Origin of the sequence: Dermacoccus sp. GAS27A (assembly GCF_044909235.1) — a bacterium.
Classification (GTDB): Bacteria; Actinomycetota; Actinomycetes; order Actinomycetales; family Dermatophilaceae; genus Dermacoccus; species Dermacoccus nishinomiyaensis.
In genome coordinates, this window is record NZ_JBIYDW010000002.1 from 269,335 (window position 1) to 287,897 (window position 18,563).

General features: G+C 67.8%; 14 protein-coding genes. 4 read left to right on the forward strand and 10 right to left on the reverse strand.

The window, feature by feature from the left end:
- Positions 1-99 precede the first annotated feature (99 nt).
- The 8 genes from ABH936_RS03220 to ABH936_RS03255 all read right to left on the reverse strand — a co-directional run bounded on the left by ABH936_RS03220 (position 100) and on the right by ABH936_RS03255 (position 11,613).
- On the reverse strand, positions 100-1,602 hold the full coding sequence (locus ABH936_RS03220; protein ID WP_074046092.1) for a class I SAM-dependent DNA methyltransferase: 1,503 nt from the start codon (positions 1,600-1,602) through the stop codon (positions 100-102).
- A gap of 51 nt (positions 1,603-1,653) precedes the next feature.
- Entirely contained in the window at positions 1,654-2,745 is a 1,092-nt protein-coding gene (locus ABH936_RS03225; protein WP_241725599.1) for a HigA family addiction module antitoxin, read from the reverse strand.
- A 13-nt stretch (positions 2,746-2,758) separates the two neighbouring features.
- Positions 2,759-3,064 carry a type II toxin-antitoxin system RelE/ParE family toxin gene (locus ABH936_RS03230; protein WP_074046090.1) on the reverse strand — a complete coding sequence of 102 codons (306 nt, stop codon included), beginning with the start codon at positions 3,062-3,064 and terminating at the stop codon, positions 2,759-2,761.
- A gap of 225 nt (positions 3,065-3,289) precedes the next feature.
- Positions 3,290-4,810, reverse strand: a complete 1,521-nt coding sequence (locus ABH936_RS03235; protein WP_241725597.1) for an RNA-binding domain-containing protein — start codon at positions 4,808-4,810, stop codon at positions 3,290-3,292.
- 136 nt (positions 4,811-4,946) lie between these two features.
- Complete coding sequence (locus tag ABH936_RS03240) at positions 4,947-5,885, reverse strand: restriction endonuclease (protein WP_241725596.1); 939 nt, start codon at positions 5,883-5,885, stop codon at positions 4,947-4,949.
- A complete protein-coding gene (locus ABH936_RS03245; protein WP_083607287.1) occupies positions 5,882-7,114 on the reverse strand; it encodes a restriction endonuclease subunit S in 1,233 nt (410 codons plus the stop codon). The genes ABH936_RS03240 and ABH936_RS03245 overlap by 4 nt, the downstream gene beginning before the upstream one ends.
- The gene (locus ABH936_RS03250) at positions 7,111-9,870 is read right to left on the reverse strand and encodes a DEAD/DEAH box helicase family protein (protein ID WP_404602628.1); all 2,760 of its coding nucleotides are present in this window, start codon (positions 9,868-9,870) and stop codon (positions 7,111-7,113) included. Before ABH936_RS03250 ends, ABH936_RS03245 begins: the two co-directional genes overlap by 4 nt.
- Before the next feature lie 96 nt (positions 9,871-9,966).
- Positions 9,967-11,613: an SDR family NAD(P)-dependent oxidoreductase gene (locus ABH936_RS03255; protein ID WP_062257413.1), complete on the reverse strand. Its 1,647-nt coding sequence runs from the start codon at positions 11,611-11,613 to the stop codon at positions 9,967-9,969.
- A 191-nt stretch (positions 11,614-11,804) separates the two neighbouring features.
- On the opposite strand from ABH936_RS03255, the gene ABH936_RS03260 reads away from it, so the two are divergent.
- Both ABH936_RS03260 and ABH936_RS03265 read left to right on the forward strand, forming a co-directional pair.
- The gene (locus ABH936_RS03260) at positions 11,805-12,008 is read left to right on the forward strand and encodes a hypothetical protein (protein WP_062256080.1); all 204 of its coding nucleotides are present in this window, start codon (positions 11,805-11,807) and stop codon (positions 12,006-12,008) included.
- 1,307 nt (positions 12,009-13,315) lie between these two features.
- Positions 13,316-14,203: a CPBP family intramembrane glutamic endopeptidase gene (locus ABH936_RS03265; protein ID WP_144708304.1), complete on the forward strand. Its 888-nt coding sequence runs from the start codon at positions 13,316-13,318 to the stop codon at positions 14,201-14,203.
- 272 nt (positions 14,204-14,475) lie between these two features.
- On the opposite strand, the gene ABH936_RS03270 is transcribed toward ABH936_RS03265, so the two are convergent.
- Positions 14,476-15,102 (reverse strand): GNAT family N-acetyltransferase, encoded by a 627-nt coding sequence (locus tag ABH936_RS03270; RefSeq protein ID WP_074046082.1) that lies wholly within the window; start codon positions 15,100-15,102, stop codon positions 14,476-14,478.
- Between the two features lie 237 nt (positions 15,103-15,339).
- Positions 15,340-16,221, reverse strand: coding sequence for a Dyp-type peroxidase (locus tag ABH936_RS03275; RefSeq protein ID WP_288756643.1), 882 nt, complete (start codon positions 16,219-16,221; stop codon positions 15,340-15,342).
- Between the two features lie 439 nt (positions 16,222-16,660).
- On the opposite strand from ABH936_RS03275, the gene thiM reads away from it, so the two are divergent.
- Together thiM and ABH936_RS03285 are read left to right on the forward strand one after the other, a co-directional pair.
- A complete protein-coding gene (gene thiM, locus ABH936_RS03280; RefSeq protein ID WP_288756644.1) occupies positions 16,661-17,623 on the forward strand; it encodes a hydroxyethylthiazole kinase in 963 nt (320 codons plus the stop codon).
- Entirely contained in the window at positions 17,623-18,537 is a 915-nt protein-coding gene (locus tag ABH936_RS03285) for a thiamine phosphate synthase (protein ID WP_051806279.1), read from the forward strand. The genes thiM and ABH936_RS03285 overlap by 1 nt, the downstream gene beginning before the upstream one ends.
- Positions 18,538-18,563 lie beyond the last annotated feature (26 nt).

Consider the following 18,563-nt stretch of genomic DNA (forward strand, 5'->3'; position numbering starts at 1 on the left):
TGGCGCGGAATCGGGCACGCCGGGGGCGCGTGACGGGTCGCACATCACACCCGACAGCCGTCGTCCCCCATGAGCGGGGGCAACGGATGCCGGGTTCGTTCATGCGGTGGTGTCCCCGGCGTGCGTGTGCCCCAGCTGCTCTTCGAGTGCTGTCGCGACGGCTTCGAACTCGGCGAGGGCTGCGGTGAGGTCTTCGACGATCTCGCGCGCGATGACGTCGGGGGACGGCAGTGAGTCGAGGTCTTCGAGCGATTCGTCGCGCAGCCAGGTGATGTCGAGGTTGGCCTTGTCGCGGGCGATGATCTCGTCGTAGGTGAACGCCTTCCAGCGTGCTGACTCTTCGCGCGTCTCGCGAGCACCCACCCGGTAGTTGTCGACGAAGTCGTCCAGATCGGCGCGTGTCAGCGGGTTCTGCTTGAGGGTGAAGTGCTTGTTGGTCCGCAGGTCGTAGACCCACAGCTTCTGCGTCCACGGCCGGCCAGGCCGCGCCATCTTGCGGTCGAAGAACAGCACGTTGGCCTTGACGCCCTGGGCGTAGAAGATGCCCGTCGGCAGGCGCAGCATCGTGTGCAGGTCGTAGTCGGTGAGCAGCTTGCGGCGGATGGTCTCGCCGGCGCCGCCTTCGAAGAGGACGTTGTCGGGCAGCACGACGGCGGCGCGACCGTTGGTCTCGAGGATCGTCATGATGTGCTGCACGAAGTTGAGCTGCTTGTTGCTCGTCGTGGCGACGAAGTCCTGTCGCTCGATCTCGCGGTCGTCGCGGCTCTCGCGTCCGTCCGCGCCCATCATCGTGACGGATGACTTGCGCCCGAAGGGTGGGTTGGAGAGCACGACCGACCACCGCTCGCCCGTGTCGGCGCTCAGCGAGTCGCGGACGTCGATGAGTGAGTCGCCGTTGCTCGATCCCATGCCGTGCAGCAGCAGGTTCATCGCGGCGAGGCGAGCGGTGCCGTCGACGAGTTCGACGCCGTGCGCGAACGAGTGCTGCAGGTTGTGGCGCTGGTTGGGCGTCATCTCGTTGACGTTCGCGGAGGCGTGTTCGTGGGCGACGAGGAGGAAGCCGCCCGTGCCGCAGGCTGGGTCGGTGACGCGGTCGTCGACTCCTGGGTCGACGACGTCGACGATGGCTTGGATGAGGGCGCGGGGCGTGAAGTACTGCCCGGCGCCCGAGCCCTTGTCGCTCGCGCCCTTGGCGAGGAGGCCTTCGTAGGCGTCGCCGTTGATGTCGGTGCCCGTCTGCGACCAGTTCTCCTTGCCGATGAGATCGACGACGAGGCGGCGCAGCTTCGCGGGGTCGGTGACGCGGTTCTGCGCCTTGCGGAAGATGGTGCCGATGACGCCCTCTTCGCGTGCGAGGCCGTTGAGGATGCGCGTGTACTCGAGTTCGAGATCGTTGCCGGTGGCCTGCACGAGTCGATCCCACGAGTACTCCTCGGGGATGATTCGCTCGGCCTTGAGTGGGCGCTTGGCGCGTTCGTCGGCCATCTTGAGGAAGAGCAGGTAGGTGAGCTGTTCGGTGTACTCGATGACGCCGACGCCGTCGTCGCGCAGGACGTCACAGTACGACCAGAGTTTGTCGACGAGCTGCCGTGCGGTGGTCATGCGTCCCCTTGACTGGTGAGCGGAAGTTCTGGCGTGTGGAAGAGCTGCCGGTCAGGCCTTGGCTGACCAGGATTCCAGCTGGTCGACGACGGTGGGTGCCCCCCGGACGAGGCTCGTCCTCCAGTCCAATCTTCCGAGATGTTGAAGATGCCCGACGACGACGATGGGGTGAACGCCGAACTTCGCGGCTGTTCGATCCACCCATGGCTTGCGGATCGCCCCCGCAGAGTGGGGGAGGCCGCCAGGGAAGCACCAGGCAGCAGCCCGTTGGTCGGCTGCCGCTTCTCGAGGGTCGTCGTGACCGTCTTCGTCGATGACGAGTTCATCGGGGGCAACGTGCCCTTCGAGCAGATGCCCGACCTCGTGCAGCAGTGTGAACAGCACCTTGTCCAGCCGCTTGCCTCGACCGGAAAGCGCGATGACGGGCTGGTTCGGGTCGTCAGCGTGGAGGAACGTCGCCCCGCTGAGGTGGCTGCTCGGGAACTGCTCGACGTAGACGAGGCGAACCCCCGCGTCGGCGACGAGGTGCGGGAGATCCTCGAAGGCCTCCGGCGTGTTCAAGAGCTGTGGCAGGCGTGATGCCAGCTCACCAAGCCGCTCAGGGGAGTAGGGCGCGACCTCCCGCACCTCCTCGGCTGCTCGGCGAGCACAGGCTAACCAGGTGCGTTGGGTGGGTGAGACGTCATGGTCGCGGTTCGCGCGACGTGCCGCAGCGAGAAACGGGACGTCGTCGCGGATGTCGTCGATCCCGAGCAGGCCGCACACCTCGACGATCGTCTGGTCGAGGTCCTTCGTCGTGACGAGGCCCCGCTTGCGCAGTTCGGCGACGGGCGCGCGAGCGGCCAGGAGGGCACGCTTCTCCACTGCGTCGAGCTCGTCCGTGCGCGAGGCGCTCTGGCTTGCGAGCCAGAGGTTGTACGAACTCTGGAGGTTGAGCCAGTACTGCGGTGACTGCCCGAAGGCTGCGCCGAACTCGGCGGCTGTCTGGCGTGAGATGTCGCGCGTGCCGCTGATGATCTCGGAGACGAGCTGCGCCGGTCGGTCGATGATCTGAGCGAACTCGGCCTGCGTCCACTGACGCGCATCCAGTTCGTCCTGAAGGAACTCTCCGGGGGGAAATACTTCTGCGAGCAGCTTGGGCATGACTGATCTCCTCTCAGGGGTGGTAGTCGACGAGCTCGATGATGACTGCGGTGCGCCCCGTGTGTTCATCCGTGACGAAGCGGACGATGAGGCGGTACTGCCGATCCACGCGGATCGACGATGTGCCCGCGCGCTCTCCGTGGAGCTGTTCCAGATGCGCGCCGGCGATGTTGCGGATCGTCCGTTCATCGGGCGCGTCGTTGAGCTGCTGGAGACGCTTGCGTGTCGCTCGAACGAGAGTGGGATGCCAACGCTTGGAACGAAAAGCCGGATCGTAGGCGAGACGTTCCAACTCCTCGTCCTCGAACCTCAGTTCCATGCATCCGCCTCTCGGTCCGGTGCTGTCACAACTCTACTCGCTAGCTCGATTCCCGTCTAACGGAAGATGTAGGGCGACTTTTTCACGCAATTCGCGATGTTTCAGGTAGTGATGCTGGCGTGCCTTCGTGCCGCGTGGGCCGGTTACGAGTTCGGCCCAGTGAGGATGGCCTGGCGCGCTCGGGCACGGCGGCTTTCGGTCATGAGGCGAGGGGGCAGGCCTCGCTCAGAGTCTGACCGGAGTGTGAGTCGGACTCTGTCCTCGACGGAGTTCGTACATCGTGCCGCGGTCGCCTTGCTTTCCGTGCATGACGACAGCGCCGCTGTCCTTGAGCTGGTTGAGTGCGTAGTAGGTGCTGCCCCTGCTCAGTTTCGTCTGCTCCCTGATCTGTCGTGCAGTCAGCGGGCCTTGCGCGAGTGCCGCCAAGATGGTTCCCGTGTTCCCTGCGTGGTGGGCGGGACCGATTGAGGTCGGGTTTTCAGGGATCGTGGGGCGGGGCGTGGGTGGCTCCCTGTCGGGACGCCACAATGTGGCTTTGAACTGAACGCCGGTATCCGTCAGCGTGGGACGTCGCAATCCGGCTTCCCGGGCTGCGGCGAAGACGGTGCGGATCCCTCCGCCCTCGCCTTCGATGATGGACGCGCCGTCGTCGGTCTGCACCCTCTTCGCGATGTTGTAGAGCCGCTGGTTCACTGCCGCCTGGGCATGATCCTGGCTCTCGAGTTGCTGTCGCGATACCCCCCTGAGACCGCCGGGGTTGAGGATGAAGAGACCGGTGGGAGTCAGGCGTATCTGGATCGACTTGCCCAGATCCAGCGTGTTCGGGCCCAGGTCGCGGTGAACCAGCGCGTTGACGACGAGTTCACGGACGGCGCGCAGAGGCAGCTCGTGTTCGCTCATCATGTGACCGTCGTCGCGATAGCGGCGGACGACATCGACGTTGTGCTCCACCCATGACATGAGCTCCTTGAGCAGCACGGGGATGGGCCCGGTGAAGTCGACCAGGTTCTTCGCGCGCTCGTCCGACCCGCCTGGTAGCTGTACGGCAGCAGTGACTCTGAGGCCGGGGAACTCTCCCTGAGGGTAGAAGCCCAGTGCGTACAGGCCGGCAACAGTGGGTTCGCCGCTCGTGACGACCACCCCGGTCCAGCGCAGAATGTCGGAGTCGGTTGCCGTTCCGAGCCGCGGGTCGGAACGCCGCGTGTTGGCGAGGTACTGCGAGAGGAGATCCGGTTGGAGGTCGGCCAGCGTCAAGCCCGTCACTGGCCGCTTGTCGTATTCGACCTGCTCGGTGGCGTGGAGCTTGTCCACATCGAGCATGCGCAACTCGTGTTCGTGCATGACGTAGTCGCCGTCGCTTTGACGCAGGTAGGCCTTGCCTGCGTATGTGGCGGGGCGGTCCATGACGCGCAGAGGCACGACCTCCGCGACGACCAGCGGCTTGCCCTGCACCTCAACGGTGTAGGCGTGGATTTGAGGCGGCGGGGTGATGGCGTTCCGAGCCTGAGAGACGAGCCCTGCCTCGAGTTCTGCAGCGTTGCGCACACCGATGACCTCGAAGGAAGGGTCGTCGACACCGAGGATGATGGTGCCGCCCTCCGGCATGTTGGCGAAGGCGCAAGAGGTCTCCGCCAAGCTCTCGGGTAGGCCGTGCTCTGCGCGCTTCACTTCGACAGAGGCCGAGTCGCCCTTGCGCACTCGAAGGCTCTCGAACGTCGCGAGGAGCTCCTCTTCATTCCAACTCACACTCTCAGAGTACAACTCACACTCCAGTTGTAAGAGTGTGAGTTGTACTCTGGATAAACTCTCGAGTGTGCGGGTCCGACGATCGTGGGGTGATTGCCCGCACCGCCTCGCCAAAATGGCGGTGCTTGCTGGCGGCTCACAAGCTCTCGAAGAAGTCCTCGTCCAGGCCGTACAGGACGACGGTCTCCTCGGTCTGGACGCCGACGCCGTAGACGACGAGCAGCTGCGCGAGCTTGGCGCCGTCGATGAGTTCGATGCGCGCATTGATGCGATCGGCTTCGTCGTGGGCGCCCTGGGTGAATCGCGAGGTCGTGATGAAGACGCCACGATCGCCTTGCTTGCCGAGGAGTGCGCCGGCGAACTCGTGGATGCGGGGTCGGTCGATGGGGCGGTCCTCGGCGTACCGCTTCGCCTGAACGTAGATGCGGTCGAGGCCGAGGGGATCCTGGCTGATGATGCCGTCGACGCCTGCGTCGCCGGTTGCGCTCGTGCGCTCCACCGAGCCGGCGCGCCCGTACCCCATGGCCTCCAGCAGGCGGATGACGAGATCCTCGAAGCCGGTCGGGGAGAGTGTGAGGGCTTTCTTGAGCACTTCACCCTCGACCGCGGCGCGGTTGGTGCGGCGCGCTCGTTCGATGAGTTCGCTCGGCGTCGCGCGGTCCAGCTCGGGGGTTTCCGGGACGCTCGTGGTGGGTGTGATGGCGCTCGGCTCGTTGGAGGTGCTGATGCGGGTGCGGTCGCGGAACGCGAGATATTCCGGGTACGTCTCCAGCACCTTCATGTCGATACGCTCCGGAAAACGTCGCAGGGCCTCACGACCTGCGGGAGAGATCCGTAGCTGCCCGCGCTGCGGCCGCTCGATCAACCCGGCCTGCGACAGGTAGGTCGTGGCCCAGCCCACACGGTTGTCCATGGTGCGTTGACGACCACTCGGCAGCATCTGGGCTCGCTCTTCGGCGGTCAACTCGAACTGCTCGACCATCGCGTCCTTGACGTCGCGGCTGCGACGCACCTCCCCATCAGCGAGCGCGGCGAGTACGGGCCGCATGAGCGACTGGAAATCTGGAATGGTCATGCGATTGACTCCTGGAGCAGGTCGCTCGGGTCTGTCGTGGATGTGAGGTGCCCCGAGAACGCAGCAGCGAGGACACTTCGGCGTAGGGCTGCGGACTTTCGGCGCTGGGTGACGATAGCCGAAGTGGTCCGGTGTGCCTGCTCAGCCCAGGCCTCCATCGCAGCCGCAATCTTTAGCTGCTCGGCAAGAGGAGGGACAGGAATAGGAATGGCCCGAACGCGAGCCTTGTTCAGCGCTGGCTGGTTTCCGCCTGAACCGCCAGCCCGCACTTCCGCGTACTTGTACTTGAGAAACAGGTACAAGAAATTCGGGTGGATCGACGACCCCGCTGTCCGGATCGAAGCACAGTTCTGGTTGTGCGCCGCCCAGGTCTCGAGGATTGCAGCCTGGCCTCGAGTGCGCCCTTCGCCGATCATGGCAAGCAGCACCGTGCCCGGCGGGTGCAACCGCTTAGAACGGTCTCCGAGAGCCGTCTCCGAGATGTGTTCTCGGGTGTCTGTGATGCGAGTGAAAGCCACCTCGCCGCTCGACACCCACGGTATGTCCCCTCCCCACAACGAAGGCTCGCTTCGCTTGGGGGTTGCCCCCACGGCAACGCTGCACTCATCTCCGATGGTGGACCAGCGCCAGGCAGAACCATCCCCAGTGTCGCGATCGAAGTAGCTGCGAGCAAGGGCTACCTCGGCATACGTGAGACGCTGCTCGGCGGAGGCGAGGGAGGCGTCAGCGGCGTCGAGGTGGGCCATGTGCTCCTCCACCGTTTCCACGATCCGCCGCTGCTCGGGGAGGGGCGGGTGAGGGAACGGCAGGGCGCCGAGCGCGCTGCGTGAAAGACGCATGCGGCCGGTTGTCCCCGTCATCTCTGCCTTAGCCCTCTCCCGGACCGCGGGGTTCAAGGACCAGAGATAAAGATAACGAGGGTCGACATTCGTTCCTGGGCGGACGACCAGAAACTCGGTGCTTCCTCCGGTGGGGCCACTCGATGGCGGAAGGAGAGAAACCTTCCCGTTCTCCAGGCAGGGGGTGATACGTGCAAACAGCAGGTCATTGTCTTTGGCGCGTATGCTGCCGCGCTTACCCCGCGGCTCGTAATAGGCGGGTTCGCGGACGCCCACCTTCACTGCGTCCATCGGGACGAAGGGCGCCGTTTCTGGTAGAGCGGGATCGCGTGGCCCGACCGAGCACACGTCACTTAGGAGGGCCGCCCGCCATCCATCAGGCACGTTCATGCGGTGAGCTCCTTGTCGAGGCTTTCGAGAAGAATGCCGGCGTTGGCGCCGAGGTCGCGCAGGGCGCCGTCGATGCCACCGCGTTGGGTGAACGGTTCCGCGTCGAGCGCGTCGACCGTGATGCCGGCCGAGGTGACGACGAAGTCGCGCATGCGGTCGAGCCACCAGCGTTCCGTCTCCGAGAACGTCGCGCCCGCCTGCGCCTGCTGCGCGAGCCAGCTTTCGTAGCGCTCCTGCACGACGTCCTCGTACGGGACGAGCTCGTCATCGAGGTCCAGCGCATAGCGCAGGAGTGATACGAGGTCGGTGGCCCGGGCGTGCGGGTTCGGGCGCACCTTGGCGCCGTCCAGCTGTTCGTAGGCCGCCCACAACTTCTCGGTCGTCCACCGCTGCGGGCTGCGCTCGATCTGCCGGGCCAGGTCGTCGAGAGCCTTGAAGGGCACCCGGTGGGTCTTGAACTCATCGAGAACCTGAAGCGCCGTGATCTCGTCGCGGTTGTCCTCGAGGTACTTCTTCCACGACTCGACGATCTCCAGCGCGGAGTCGGCGCGCGAAACCCCCTCGGCGCGCCGGATCGTGTCACGCGTGACCTCGTCGATGATGCGGTCGTGCTGCCGCCGCAGTTCCATGATGCGTGAACGCAGCACCGGGTTGTTGGCCAACGGCGCCACCGCCTCGTCGAGGAGGTCACGCACCGCCGCTGCCGGGTCGGGCGCGCCCTCAGAGGCGGCCGCCTGCACGTCCGGGTTCACAGCGTGCACGAGCCCGCGCACGATGGAGCCCAGATCGGAACTCGGCCCGGCGACGTCGTCCAGCTCGGCGCGTTCGGCGTCGCTCACCTGACGCTCCAACGCGGCCAGGCGCGATGCGAGGGTCGCCGTCTCGTCCTCCGTCAGCTCGTACGCGGCAGCCTTCTTGAGCAGCTTCTCCAGGCTGATGCCGGGTTCACGGTTGAGCGGCGGAGCCACGAACTCGTGCTCGGTCACGCCCACGGCGTCGACGAGGACGAAGTGCGTCTTCGCCTCGGCATCCGGCGTCACGGCCTGGAAGTCCGACTTCGAGATCGTGCGCGCACCCCGGCCCTTCATCTGCTCGAAGTACTGCCCGGAGCTGACGTCGCGCATGAAGATGACGCACTCCAACGGTTTCACGTCCGTGCCGGTCGCGATCATGTCGACCGTCACCGCGACACGTAGCTGAGAGCTCGTGCGGAAGGCCTTGAGGTGGCCCTTCGGGTCCTTTGCGCTGTACGTGATCTTCGCGGCGAACTCGTTGCCGCGCCCGAACACCTCACGCACGCACCGCACGATCTCCTCGGCGTGCGCGTCATCCTTGGCGAAGATGAGCGTCTTCGGCACCTCGCTGCGACCGGGGAAGATGTGGGTGAACAGCTTGTCGCGATACGTCTCCAGGACGAGACGGATCTGCGAGGTCGACGTCACCATCCGATCGAGCTGGGTGGGCGTATAGACGACGTCCTCGTCGAGCGTCGCCATCCGCTTCTCACGGGTCCGACGATCGACCAGCGGCACATGCGTACCCGCCTCGATGCGGCTGCCCTCAGCCGTCACCTCCGTCTCGATGCGGAAGATCTCGAAGTCGACGTTGACGCCGTCCGATACCGACTCCTCGTACGTGTACTCGCTCACGAGGTTCTGCCGGAAGAATGCGAACGTCTGCTTGCCGGGCGTCGCGGTCAAGCCGATGACGTGCGCGTCGAAGTACTCGAGCACGGCCCGCCACTGCCCGTAGATCGAACGGTGCGCCTCGTCGACGATGATGAGGTCGAACGTCTCGGGCGGCAGGGCGGTGTTGTAGGTGACGGTCACCGGCTTGTCGGGGATCTGGCTGTCGAGCATCGCGTCGTCGCCGGCGGGGACCTTCTCGCCGCGCAACGTCTTGAAGACGCGCTGGATCGTCGAGATGACGACGCTCGCCGAATCGGCCGGAGCGTCGCTCTTCAGCTTGTCGACGGGGTAGAGCTCGGTGAAGCGGCGGCCGTCGTCAGGCGTACGGAAGTTGGCGAACTCGGCCGCTGTCTGATCGGCCAGGTTGTTGCGGTCGACGAGAAACAGGACGCGCTTGAAGCCGCCGAACCGCAGTAGCCGGTAGCTAGCTGTCACAGCCGTGTACGTCTTGCCCGCACCGGTGGCCATCTGCACGAGCGCGCGGTCGAACCGCTGTTCGCGCAGGCTGCGCTCGATGCCCGTGATCGCCGTGATCTGGGCCGGACGCAGCGCCCGCTCGTCGAGCTCGGGCATGGTCTGCAGGGCGCCGCGCCACGTCGGCGCGTCGGGGTTGGTGCGTGCATCGGCGATGATCGCGAGCAGCGTCTCCGGCTTCGGAAAGTTGAACACCGCCCGCGCGCGAGGATGCGGGTCGTAACCGTTCGTGAAATGCGTCTCCGACCCGGACGCCTCGAAGACGAACGGCAACTTGCCGCCGACCATCGTCGCGCGCAGCTTCTGCGCATCAGTGAGGCCCTGGGCGTACATCGCCGACTGCCACTCGACCCCCGACAGCGTCTTGCCCATCGGCTTCGCCTCGACGACGCCGACCACGCCCTTGTTGAGATACAGCAGGTAATCGGCGCGTCCATGCCCCGACTTCATCGTCACCTCACGGACGGCGACGCCGACCGCCGCGCCAAGGGCCTGATCCTTGAGATCCTGAACGACCCATCCGGCCCGCGTGAGCTGCTCGTCGATCAGCCTGCGCGCACGCTGCTCGGCTTGAAGGCGCTCGTCGTCGGTCATGGAGTCAGATTAGTTGGCTTCGCGACAGAGGGCGTGGGTGACGAGAATCTGCCTGCCCCTGCCCGGCGGACGAGTGATTCCGCCTGAGCGCCCCCGTCACCAGGGGTGCTCGGCGAAGTCCTTGAGAAAGACGCCGTACTGGTCGATGCCGTTCTCGCCCATGACGATCGGGTCGTAGACGCGGGCGGCGCCGTCGACGAGGTCGAGCGGCGCGTGCCAGCCCTCCTCGGCGATGCGCAGCTTCTCGTGGTGCGGGCGTTCGTCGGTGATCCAGCCGGTGTCGACGGCCGTCATGAGGATCTTGTCGGTCGCGAACATCTCGCCCGCCGACGTGCGCGTCATCATGTTGAGCGCCGCCTTCGCCATGTTCGTGTGCGGGTGGCCGGGGCCCTTGTAACGGCGCGAGAACTGCCCCTCCATCGCCGAGACGTTGACGACGTACGCGCGCCGCGCCCCCTGCGCGACGGCCGCACGCATCGCCGGGCGCAGACGGCTGACGAGCAGGAACGGCGCTGTTGAATTGCAGAGTTGCACTTCGAGGAGTTCCAGCGGATCGACTTCCTCGACCTTCTGCTTCCAACTGTTCGTGTCGACGACGTCGGGCAACAGGCCACCCGCGTCGACGGCCGCACCCGCCTGATGCGCCTCGAGGCTCGCCTGACCCGCCGACAGAGCGAGCGACGTCATCGCCGCTGCGCTGCGGGCCGGGTCGAGAGCATCGGACGGGTTGAGCGGGCCGGCCGCGGGCGTGACGCCGGGCGCGTGGACGTCACGTCCGGCGTCGGGCTGGGGCTCGGCTTCGTCAGTGGCGTGGGTGTGCTGATAGGCCGCGAGGGTGCCGGCGAGGTTCGCGGGGTGAGCGTCACTGATGCGGTCGAACTGGACGATCTGCGGCAGCTTGACGTCGCGCGGCAGCGGAAGATCTTCTCCCGCAGTGAGATTCGAGTACGCTCCCGGCGAGCGACGCACCGTCTGCGCCGCGTTGTTGATGAGGATGTCGAGCGGGCCGTCGGCCGCGACCTCGTCGGCGAGGGCGATGACCTGCGTCGGGTCACGCAGGTCGATGCCGACGATCTTGAGGCGGTCGATCCACTCCGGTGAGTCGGCGAGCTCCGCGAAACGACGCGCGGCGTCGCGGGGAAAACGCGTCGTGATCGTCAGGTGCGCGCCGTCGCGCAGCAGCATGAGCGCGATGTACATGCCGATCTTGGCGCGACCGCCCGTCAGCAGGGCGCGCTTGCCGCGCAGATCGACGCGCTGGTGACGCTTCGCGTGACTCATCGCCGCGCAGTTCGGGCACAACCAGTGATAGAACGCGTCGACGGTCGTGTACTTGGCGTGGCAGATGTAGCACCCGCGCGGCGTGTTGAGCTCTCCGGCGACCTCACCGATGACGTTGGACGTCAACGGGATTCCCTTCGTCTCGTCGTCGATGCGTAGCGGCGAACCCGTCGCCGTCGACGCCAGCACCTTCGCGTCCTGCTCGCGCAACGGGCCGAGCTCAGCAGCCCTCGCCTCCGCGCGACGCGCCTTGCGCACCCGCTTGTACATCGTGCCCGCGGCGCGCTTCACCGTCTCGATGTCGGGGTGGCCCGCGGGCAGCTCGTGCAGCATCCCGATGACGCGCAACGTCGTCGCCATGTCCTCGGCATCGATCGCGGTCTCGGCGAACAGCTGTTCCTGCTCAGGTGTGACGGACGCGTCGTCACGGGCGTCGTCGTCCTCTGCGGGCTGTTCGTTCACGCCGTGATTCTAGAGGTTGCCGGTGAGGCGAGCCGGCGCTGCCCTCATGGGTGGGTGTGCCTCCCCGTGAGACTCTGCCCCGCCATGACCGGAGCCGGCGGTGCTTTCGCGGGGCGGGTGGCGGTGGGGTCGGCGCGCAGGGCCTCGGGGGCGTTCGGCCGAACGCGAGGTCAGCAGGTGAAAGGTGCACGATGAACCACGAACACCGCAAGATCTCACTCGCGGAACGACTCATCGTGACGCTCGTCGTCGGCATCTCGCTGGCCGTCATGGCCGTCGTCCTGATCCGCATGGCGAGCACCGGCGCCCACCCCGTCGCGGTGTGCCTCATGGCTGCGGCGCTCGTCGGGGCGCTCGTCGTCGCCATGCGCCTGTGGCGCGGTTCGCAGGGCTGACGTTCGGCGCCGCCCGCCGGGTGTCGTCCGCGCGGTGAAATCGGCCTGGCGTGGCCGGCTCGGCCGCCGGGGCGTGTCCCCCTACGCTCGTCTTCTTGGCGCCGCCGGTCTGTACCCATCTGCGATTTTCGTCCACATCCGTGACGGGGGCCGACGACGCGAACGTGGACGAAGATCGCCGATGTGACAGAGGACCGCACATGGGGACGCGGTTCGCGAAGGTGGACGGACATTGCGAATGTGGACGAGATTCGCAGGTGGGGCCGGGTGTCTCAAGGTGCGCCGTCTCTGTTAGCCGTCGGACGAGGTGACGGGGGGTGGTGCGGCGTCAGAAAGCAGTCGCTCGCTGCGCACGACCAGATCGTCCGACGGCGGGCTTGCATGACGGGTGGCCCACCGTCGCGCTGTCCGCGTTGTTGACGGGCACCGCCGACAGGGCTCCCGGGAATGGCCCCGTCGCGTTGACGACGCGTGGCCGGACGGCGCGCTTCTCGTGTTCCTGGGCGCTGCCGGCAGGTCGCGTGGCTGTTCCGGGTGGCTCCGGCGCGCTGTCGACGCGTGGCCAGACGGCGCGCTTCTCGTGTTCATGGGCGCCGCATTCGCCGGCGTCGTGGCGCAGGCCGTCATCGATCGGCTGTGCTCAGAAGACGGTGTGCAGCGTGTGAACGGCGGCGGACGGGTCGCCCGAGCCATACGGCGACACCGCACGACCCCTGCCATCTCATGTCGTAAGGCCGAGCGCCGGCTCACCGCGTCGTGTCATGGTGCTCAGCGCACCCTCATCGACGCGTGACACAGTAGGCGTCGTGACCGACGAACGCACCCATCCGGACGACGACGCCTGGCGCTACGTTCCCCCGCGACCGCGCGAGACCCCGGCGTCGGTTCCGGGTTCGCCCGCGCCGGATTCCCGGGCGCACACGTCGGCAGCTTCCGCGAGCGACGCCGCGGCACCGACGGGGCAGCAGCCCAACGCATGGCACGAAGGCGCACCCATGCCGCACGGTTGGTCACTGCCGCCCACAGGATCGATGGGGTCGCCTCCCCCGGCGCCAGGGGCCCCCGAGGCTGGAGCGCTTGCCCCTGGCGGGTGGCCCCCGCCGTCAGCTCCCCGGCCCGCAGCTTCGGGTGCGCCTGCGCCGGCTAGTTGGTCCCAGCCGTCAGCTCCGCAGCCTCAGTATCCGCCTGGGGTGTTGTTGGCGCCGGCGTCGCCCGGCGCTGCGTATCCCGTTGCAGCGCAAGCCGGTCCGCGCAAGCCACCCCCGGCGTGGGCGTTCGAGGAACCGAAGCCGTTGCCGTATCACCGCATGGCACGCATCGACTGGCGCGTCGCGCAATGGTGGCGTCCTTTCGCGACGCTGGGTGTGGCGTTCGGTGTCACGATCGTCATGATGATCGCGCTGGGCGTCGTCGTGCTCGCATGGGAGGGCCTCGGCCTGCCCGCTGCGAGCGAGAGCCTCGAGGACGGTGGCAACCCGGCCGACCTGATGGCGATGCTCGGTCCGCTTGCTGCGCTCGTCCCCATCGTCGTGCTCGCGTCGTGGTGGGGCGCCGGGCGTCGCGGGTCGATCCACTCGGTGTTCGGGCGATTCCGCTGGGGTCTGCTGGGGCGCGCGGCGCGCGTCGTCGTGCCGATCTATGCCCTCGTGATCCTCGTGCCGCCCCTGCTGTTCGGCCGCGACGAACTGACGGTGCCGCCTCTCTCGGCGTCACTCGTCGCGTCGTACGTCATCATCCTCGTGCTGACGCCGTTGCAGTGCGCGGGCGAGGAGTACCTGTTTCGCGGCATGCCGCAGCAGGCGCTCGGGACGTGGCTGAAGTCGCCGCTGTGGGGCATCATCCTGCCCGTGCCGCTGTTCATGCTCGGCCACGGGTATGACTGGGTCGGCCAGATCGACATCGCCTGCTTCGCGTTGTGCATGGGAGCGCTGGTGTGGCGCTCCGGCGGCCTCGAATTGGCGATCCTCGTGCATGCGGCGAACAACACGATGTCGTTCCTGCTCGCGCCACTGACGCCGAACTCGCTCGAGCAGGGCGCCGTCAACCCTGCTGCGCTGCTGTTCTCGCTGCCGCTCATCTTCGGCATCACGGCGTGGCTGTGGTGGTGGGTCGGCAAGCAGTACGGCGTCGACTGGAAGACCCCCGTCCGACGTCTCCCCGGCCCGCAGCACGAACAGGTCGGCCGCTGGTTGTGACCAGCTGCGATCCGCGTCCACATCTGCGATTTTCGTCCACATTCGCCGCGGTTGCTCGCCGCGGCTGTTCGTCGCGGGGCGGCAGGTGCGCGACGTCATCGGCGCTTTCGTCTCCGCGTGACGTGCCGGTGAGCTCGCCCGATAGCCATGACGCCCGGCGGGCGCGACGCTGCGATCGTCGTCGGGCACTGGCGAATGCCGAATGTGGACGAAAATCGCAGGTGTGTCACGTCGGGGAGCAGGCCGCGCCTGGCGGGGGCGGGGCTGGCCCTTCAGAGGCCTCGCTGGTGTCGAGGCGTGGTGGATTTCTCGATCGCCAGGTGCCAATCGCCCTGCGGCTCACGCGGTTCGTCGGCCCGAAGGACGGCGTGCCAGGCGTCCTCGAGGCGGTCCTTGCCCACGAGCAGGCTGGAGATGTAGCTGAACTCGTGGAAGCCGTTGCCCCAGGCTGCTCTCCAGCTGCCGACGTTGCCCGCGTAAGCCTCCCAGATGATGGTGTCGAGGCCCAGCGAGTCAAAGCCATACTCGACGGCCGCCGCCACGGCGCGCGTCATCACGCCCCGCCCGCGCGCCCAGGGGCTGAGCGCGAAACCGACGCTCGCCGCGCCGTAGGAGAAACCGCGCCCCCACGTCGTCAGGTCGATCGAACCTGCAATGCGGCCGTCGACCTCGATGGCCCACCAGATCGCGTCGCGGCTCGGCCCCGTCATGCGCGTGACGAACTCGAGCGCCATGTCGCGCGTGTAGTTCGCGGGCGTCGTCGTCCACCGCTGGACGAGCGGGTCGGCGCCACGTCGCGTCACCTCGTCGGCGTCGTCGATCGTGTGGGCGCGCAGCACCACACCGTCACGCTCGAGGCGCGGCACCGGGATCGGTTCGAGGTCGGCGGGGTTCGTCATCGTCCGAGCGTAGGCGTGCTCGACGTACCGTGTCGCGCGGATTTCGGGTGGGGTCTGCCAGGGGTGCCGGGATACCCCGCGCGTCGGGTTCGCAGATCAGGGCCTGCTGCAGGTCGCAGCGTGGCGGGTAACTCACGAGTAGGCACGTGGATGCCTGCCTACTCGTGAGTTAGTCGCCATCTTGCGCCCGTCTTCGATCAGTCGCCCGCTCTCGGGCGCGACGATGAGGGATCGCCGTCAGCCCTTGAACGCGTCGACCGGCGGGATGACGTAGTACGAGCCGGTCTCGGCGTTCGAGTACTTCGTCAGTTCGTCGCGCGGGTGGTCACCGACGCCGGCCATCGATTCGAGCATGTCGTGCAGGCGCTTCTGCTCGCACGCGAAGCCGACGAACATCGTGCCGTGCTCGCCGACGTCACCGAACGGCATGTTGCGGCGCACGATGTGGCCGAAGTCGTCCTGGTCGGTGCGTTCGGCGTGCGACGTCTCGGGCTTGGGGTCCATCTCGATCGAGTCGACCTTGGAGCGGCCGATGACCTTCTCCTGCTCCTCGGTGGAGAGGGCCTCCCACTTCGCCTGCTTGTGCGGCCACTTCTGCAGCAGCAGCACGCTCGAGCCGGCGCCCGGCTTGCCGTCGGCGACGATGGCCTCGTCGTACTGCTCGATCGTCGTCGGGTTCTCGGTGCCGTCGATGAAGCCGGTGAGGTCGCGGTTCGTCTGGTAGACCCAGCCCTCCGTCTCGTCGACGACGCGGATGCCGGGCACGACCTGGCGCGTCAACGAGATGAGGTGACGCGTCGCGTCGAACACCTTGTCGCGCGCGCCGCCGAACACCCAGAAGACGAGGTCGTGCTGCGTACCGGGGATGACGTAGCCGTCGGTTCCGACGACGTCGGTGTCGAAGTCATGAACGTTCTCGGGGGCGTGATCGGCGGCGATCTGCTGCATCAGCGACGGCCGCACGCCGACGACGAAGTTGACGCCCACGTCGTCCTGCTCGGCCTCGAACAGCGGCAGCAGCTGCGACAGCTTCGTCAGCGAGCCGGGCTCGACCTCGAACTCGACGTACTCGCTCGATGTCGCACCATCGACGAAGATGCCGATCTGGGCCTGGGGCATGTCTGACTCCTCGCGCGCGGGGTGGCTGATCTGCCACCAGGCTACGTGACCCACCCGTTGGGGGTGGCGGAGGTGACCGTTGCCGCCAGGCCCCACGCGAACTTCCTGGGGTGATGACGCGACGGGCTCGTCGGTGCTGACGCGTGCTGCGCGACGGACTGTGATGGGCGCGGTGTGTTTCTCGCTCGGCGTCGTGACGCGCGAGGGGGAGGTACGGGTACGGCGGTGGGGCTGGCCGGGCGAACACGTCCACACGCCATCGACGTTCCGCACCTGCGTCCGTGGGACACGACGCCCACGCGGGGTACGTCATCTGCGAAGCTGGGGGCGTCCCGCGGGAGCCATCACGGCTGAGAGGCGCAAGCCGACCGCCAGCATCCTCTTCACGAGGGTGCCTACACCTGATCCGGATCATGCCGGCGGAGGAAGGAGACGCACGATGACTGCGCCCACGAACGAGCCCGACCACACCCCAGGCGCGTCGAGCGACGCGACACGCAGCGCCAGCCAGAGGAGCGGCGGCAGGAGCCGCCCCGACGCACAGTCCCCCGACGCGGCGCACGAGGCGGGCACGGACGCGTCAGCTCAGGCGCTCGCCATCACCCCCGAAGCGATCGGGCGCGTCATCGACGCCGTACGTGACGCCGCACCGCTCACGCAGTGCATGACGAACGCCGTCGTCACCGGTTTCACGGCGAACGTGCTGCTCGCTGTCGGAGCGTCGCCGGCCATGGTCGACTCGCTCGAGGAGGGCCCGATCTTCGCCGGTATCGCGGACGGGTTGCTCGTCAACGTCGGCACCGTGACGGCGGCGACAGCCGAGGCGATGCGCGCGACGGCTGCCGCGCGCGCCGAGGCCGGGCGCCCGTGGTGCCTCGACCCGGTCGCGGTCGGCACCCTGCCGGTGCGCACTCAGCTCGCTCGCGACCTGCTCGAACACGCCCCGGCCGTCATCCGCGGCAATGCCTCCGAGGTGCTCGGGTTGGCCGGCGAACAGGGTGCGGGACGCGGGGTCGACGCCGGTGACGACGTCGACGCGACGCTCGCGGCAGCGTCGCGACTCGCGGAGCGCACGGGCGGGGCGGTCGCCGTCAGCGGTGTCGTCGATGCCGTCGTCGCGCCGGGCGCACCGACGGTGCGCATCGGCAACGGCGACGCCATCATGACGAAGGTGACGGGCGTCGGGTGCGCGCTCGGAGCGCTCGTCGCGGCCTACCTACCGGTCGCCGGGTCGGCGCAGCTCGCTGCCGCCGCCGCGACCGCGACGATGACGCTCGCCGCCGAGGACGCCGCGCACTGGGCGAGCGGCCCGGGTTCGTTCGCGGTCGAACTCCTCGACGCCCTGGCGCGCCTCGAGGGCGATAGCGTCGCAGCGACGCTCGATCTGCGAGTGGCGTCGTGATGTCGGACGGGCGCGGCGTCGAGCTGTACCTCGTCACCGATACGGCGCTGTGTGGCGGGCCCGACGGTGTCGTCGAGACGGCCGAGGCTGCTGCGCGCGGTGGTGTCGACATGATCCAGATCCGCGACCACGACGCTTCGACCCGCGAATTGTGCTCTCTCACGACGCGGGTCATCGACGCCGTTGCGGCCTTGGGTGCGCATCCCGCCGTCGCGCAGACGCCGACGCCGCGGGCCGCTGGTGGCCGATCGGCTGGCCTACATGACGAAGAGTGCCCCGCCCCGCGCGTCGAGCGAGACTCGCCCACGGGTGCCGGCCAGCAGATGGCCGCGGCGGCGACCCCGATCTCGTCCTCGACGACGGCACGGCGCGTCCGCGTCGTCGTCGACGACCGTCTCGACGTGGCGCTCGCCGTCGGGGCTGACGGCGTGCACCTCGGCCAGAGTGACCTCGACCCTGTCGTGGCGCGGCGCCTCGCCGACCGTGTCGTCGGTGAGGGCTTCCACCTCGGCTGGTCGGTGTCGAACCTCGAACAGGTCGCTGCTGCAACGAGGTTGCCGCGCGGCACCGTCGACCTGCTGGGCATCGGGCCGTTCCGTGCGACGCCGACGAAGCCGGACGCAGCGCAACCGCTCGGGCTTGACGGCGTCGGCGCCATCACGGACGCGGCACGGGCCGGCGGGTTCGCCAACGTCGTCATCGGCGGGGTGAAGCTGCCGGACCTGCGCGCGCTCGTGGCCGCCGGCGCGCAGGGCGTCGCCGTCGTGTCGGCGATCTGCGGGCAGCCCGATCCGCTCGCCGCCACCCAGGCGCTGCGGAGCGAACTCGACGAGGCTCTCGCCGAAGTCCGCCCGGTCGACGGCGGCCGAGGCGCACTCGAGCTCGAGCGGCCCGACCACGCGGGCCCGGCATGACACCCCGGCGAGGGATGCCCCAGGGC

Bases quoted from the DNA above. Each gene is read 5' to 3' on its own strand.
- ABH936_RS03220 (WP_074046092.1), bottom strand. From the start codon at position 1,602: ATGACCACCGCACGGCAGCTCGTCGACAAACTCTGGTCGTACTGTGAC.
- ABH936_RS03225 (WP_241725599.1), bottom strand. From the start codon at position 2,745: ATGCCCAAGCTGCTCGCAGAAGTATTTCCCCCCGGAGAGTTCCTTCAG.
- ABH936_RS03230 (WP_074046090.1), bottom strand. From the start codon at position 3,064: ATGGAACTGAGGTTCGAGGACGAGGAGTTGGAACGTCTCGCCTACGAT.
- ABH936_RS03240 (WP_241725596.1), bottom strand. From the start codon at position 5,885: ATGACCATTCCAGATTTCCAGTCGCTCATGCGGCCCGTACTCGCCGCG.
- ABH936_RS03245 (WP_083607287.1), bottom strand. From the start codon at position 7,114: ATGAACGTGCCTGATGGATGGCGGGCGGCCCTCCTAAGTGACGTGTGC.
- ABH936_RS03250 (WP_404602628.1), bottom strand. From the start codon at position 9,870: ATGACCGACGACGAGCGCCTTCAAGCCGAGCAGCGTGCGCGCAGGCTG.
- ABH936_RS03260 (WP_062256080.1), top strand. From the start codon at position 11,805: ATGAACCACGAACACCGCAAGATCTCACTCGCGGAACGACTCATCGTG.
- ABH936_RS03265 (WP_144708304.1), top strand. From the start codon at position 13,316: ATGGCACGCATCGACTGGCGCGTCGCGCAATGGTGGCGTCCTTTCGCG.
- ABH936_RS03270 (WP_074046082.1), bottom strand. From the start codon at position 15,102: ATGACGAACCCCGCCGACCTCGAACCGATCCCGGTGCCGCGCCTCGAG.
- ABH936_RS03275 (WP_288756643.1), bottom strand. From the start codon at position 16,221: ATGCCCCAGGCCCAGATCGGCATCTTCGTCGATGGTGCGACATCGAGC.
- thiM (WP_288756644.1), top strand. From the start codon at position 16,661: ATGACTGCGCCCACGAACGAGCCCGACCACACCCCAGGCGCGTCGAGC.
- ABH936_RS03285 (WP_051806279.1), top strand. From the start codon at position 17,623: ATGTCGGACGGGCGCGGCGTCGAGCTGTACCTCGTCACCGATACGGCG.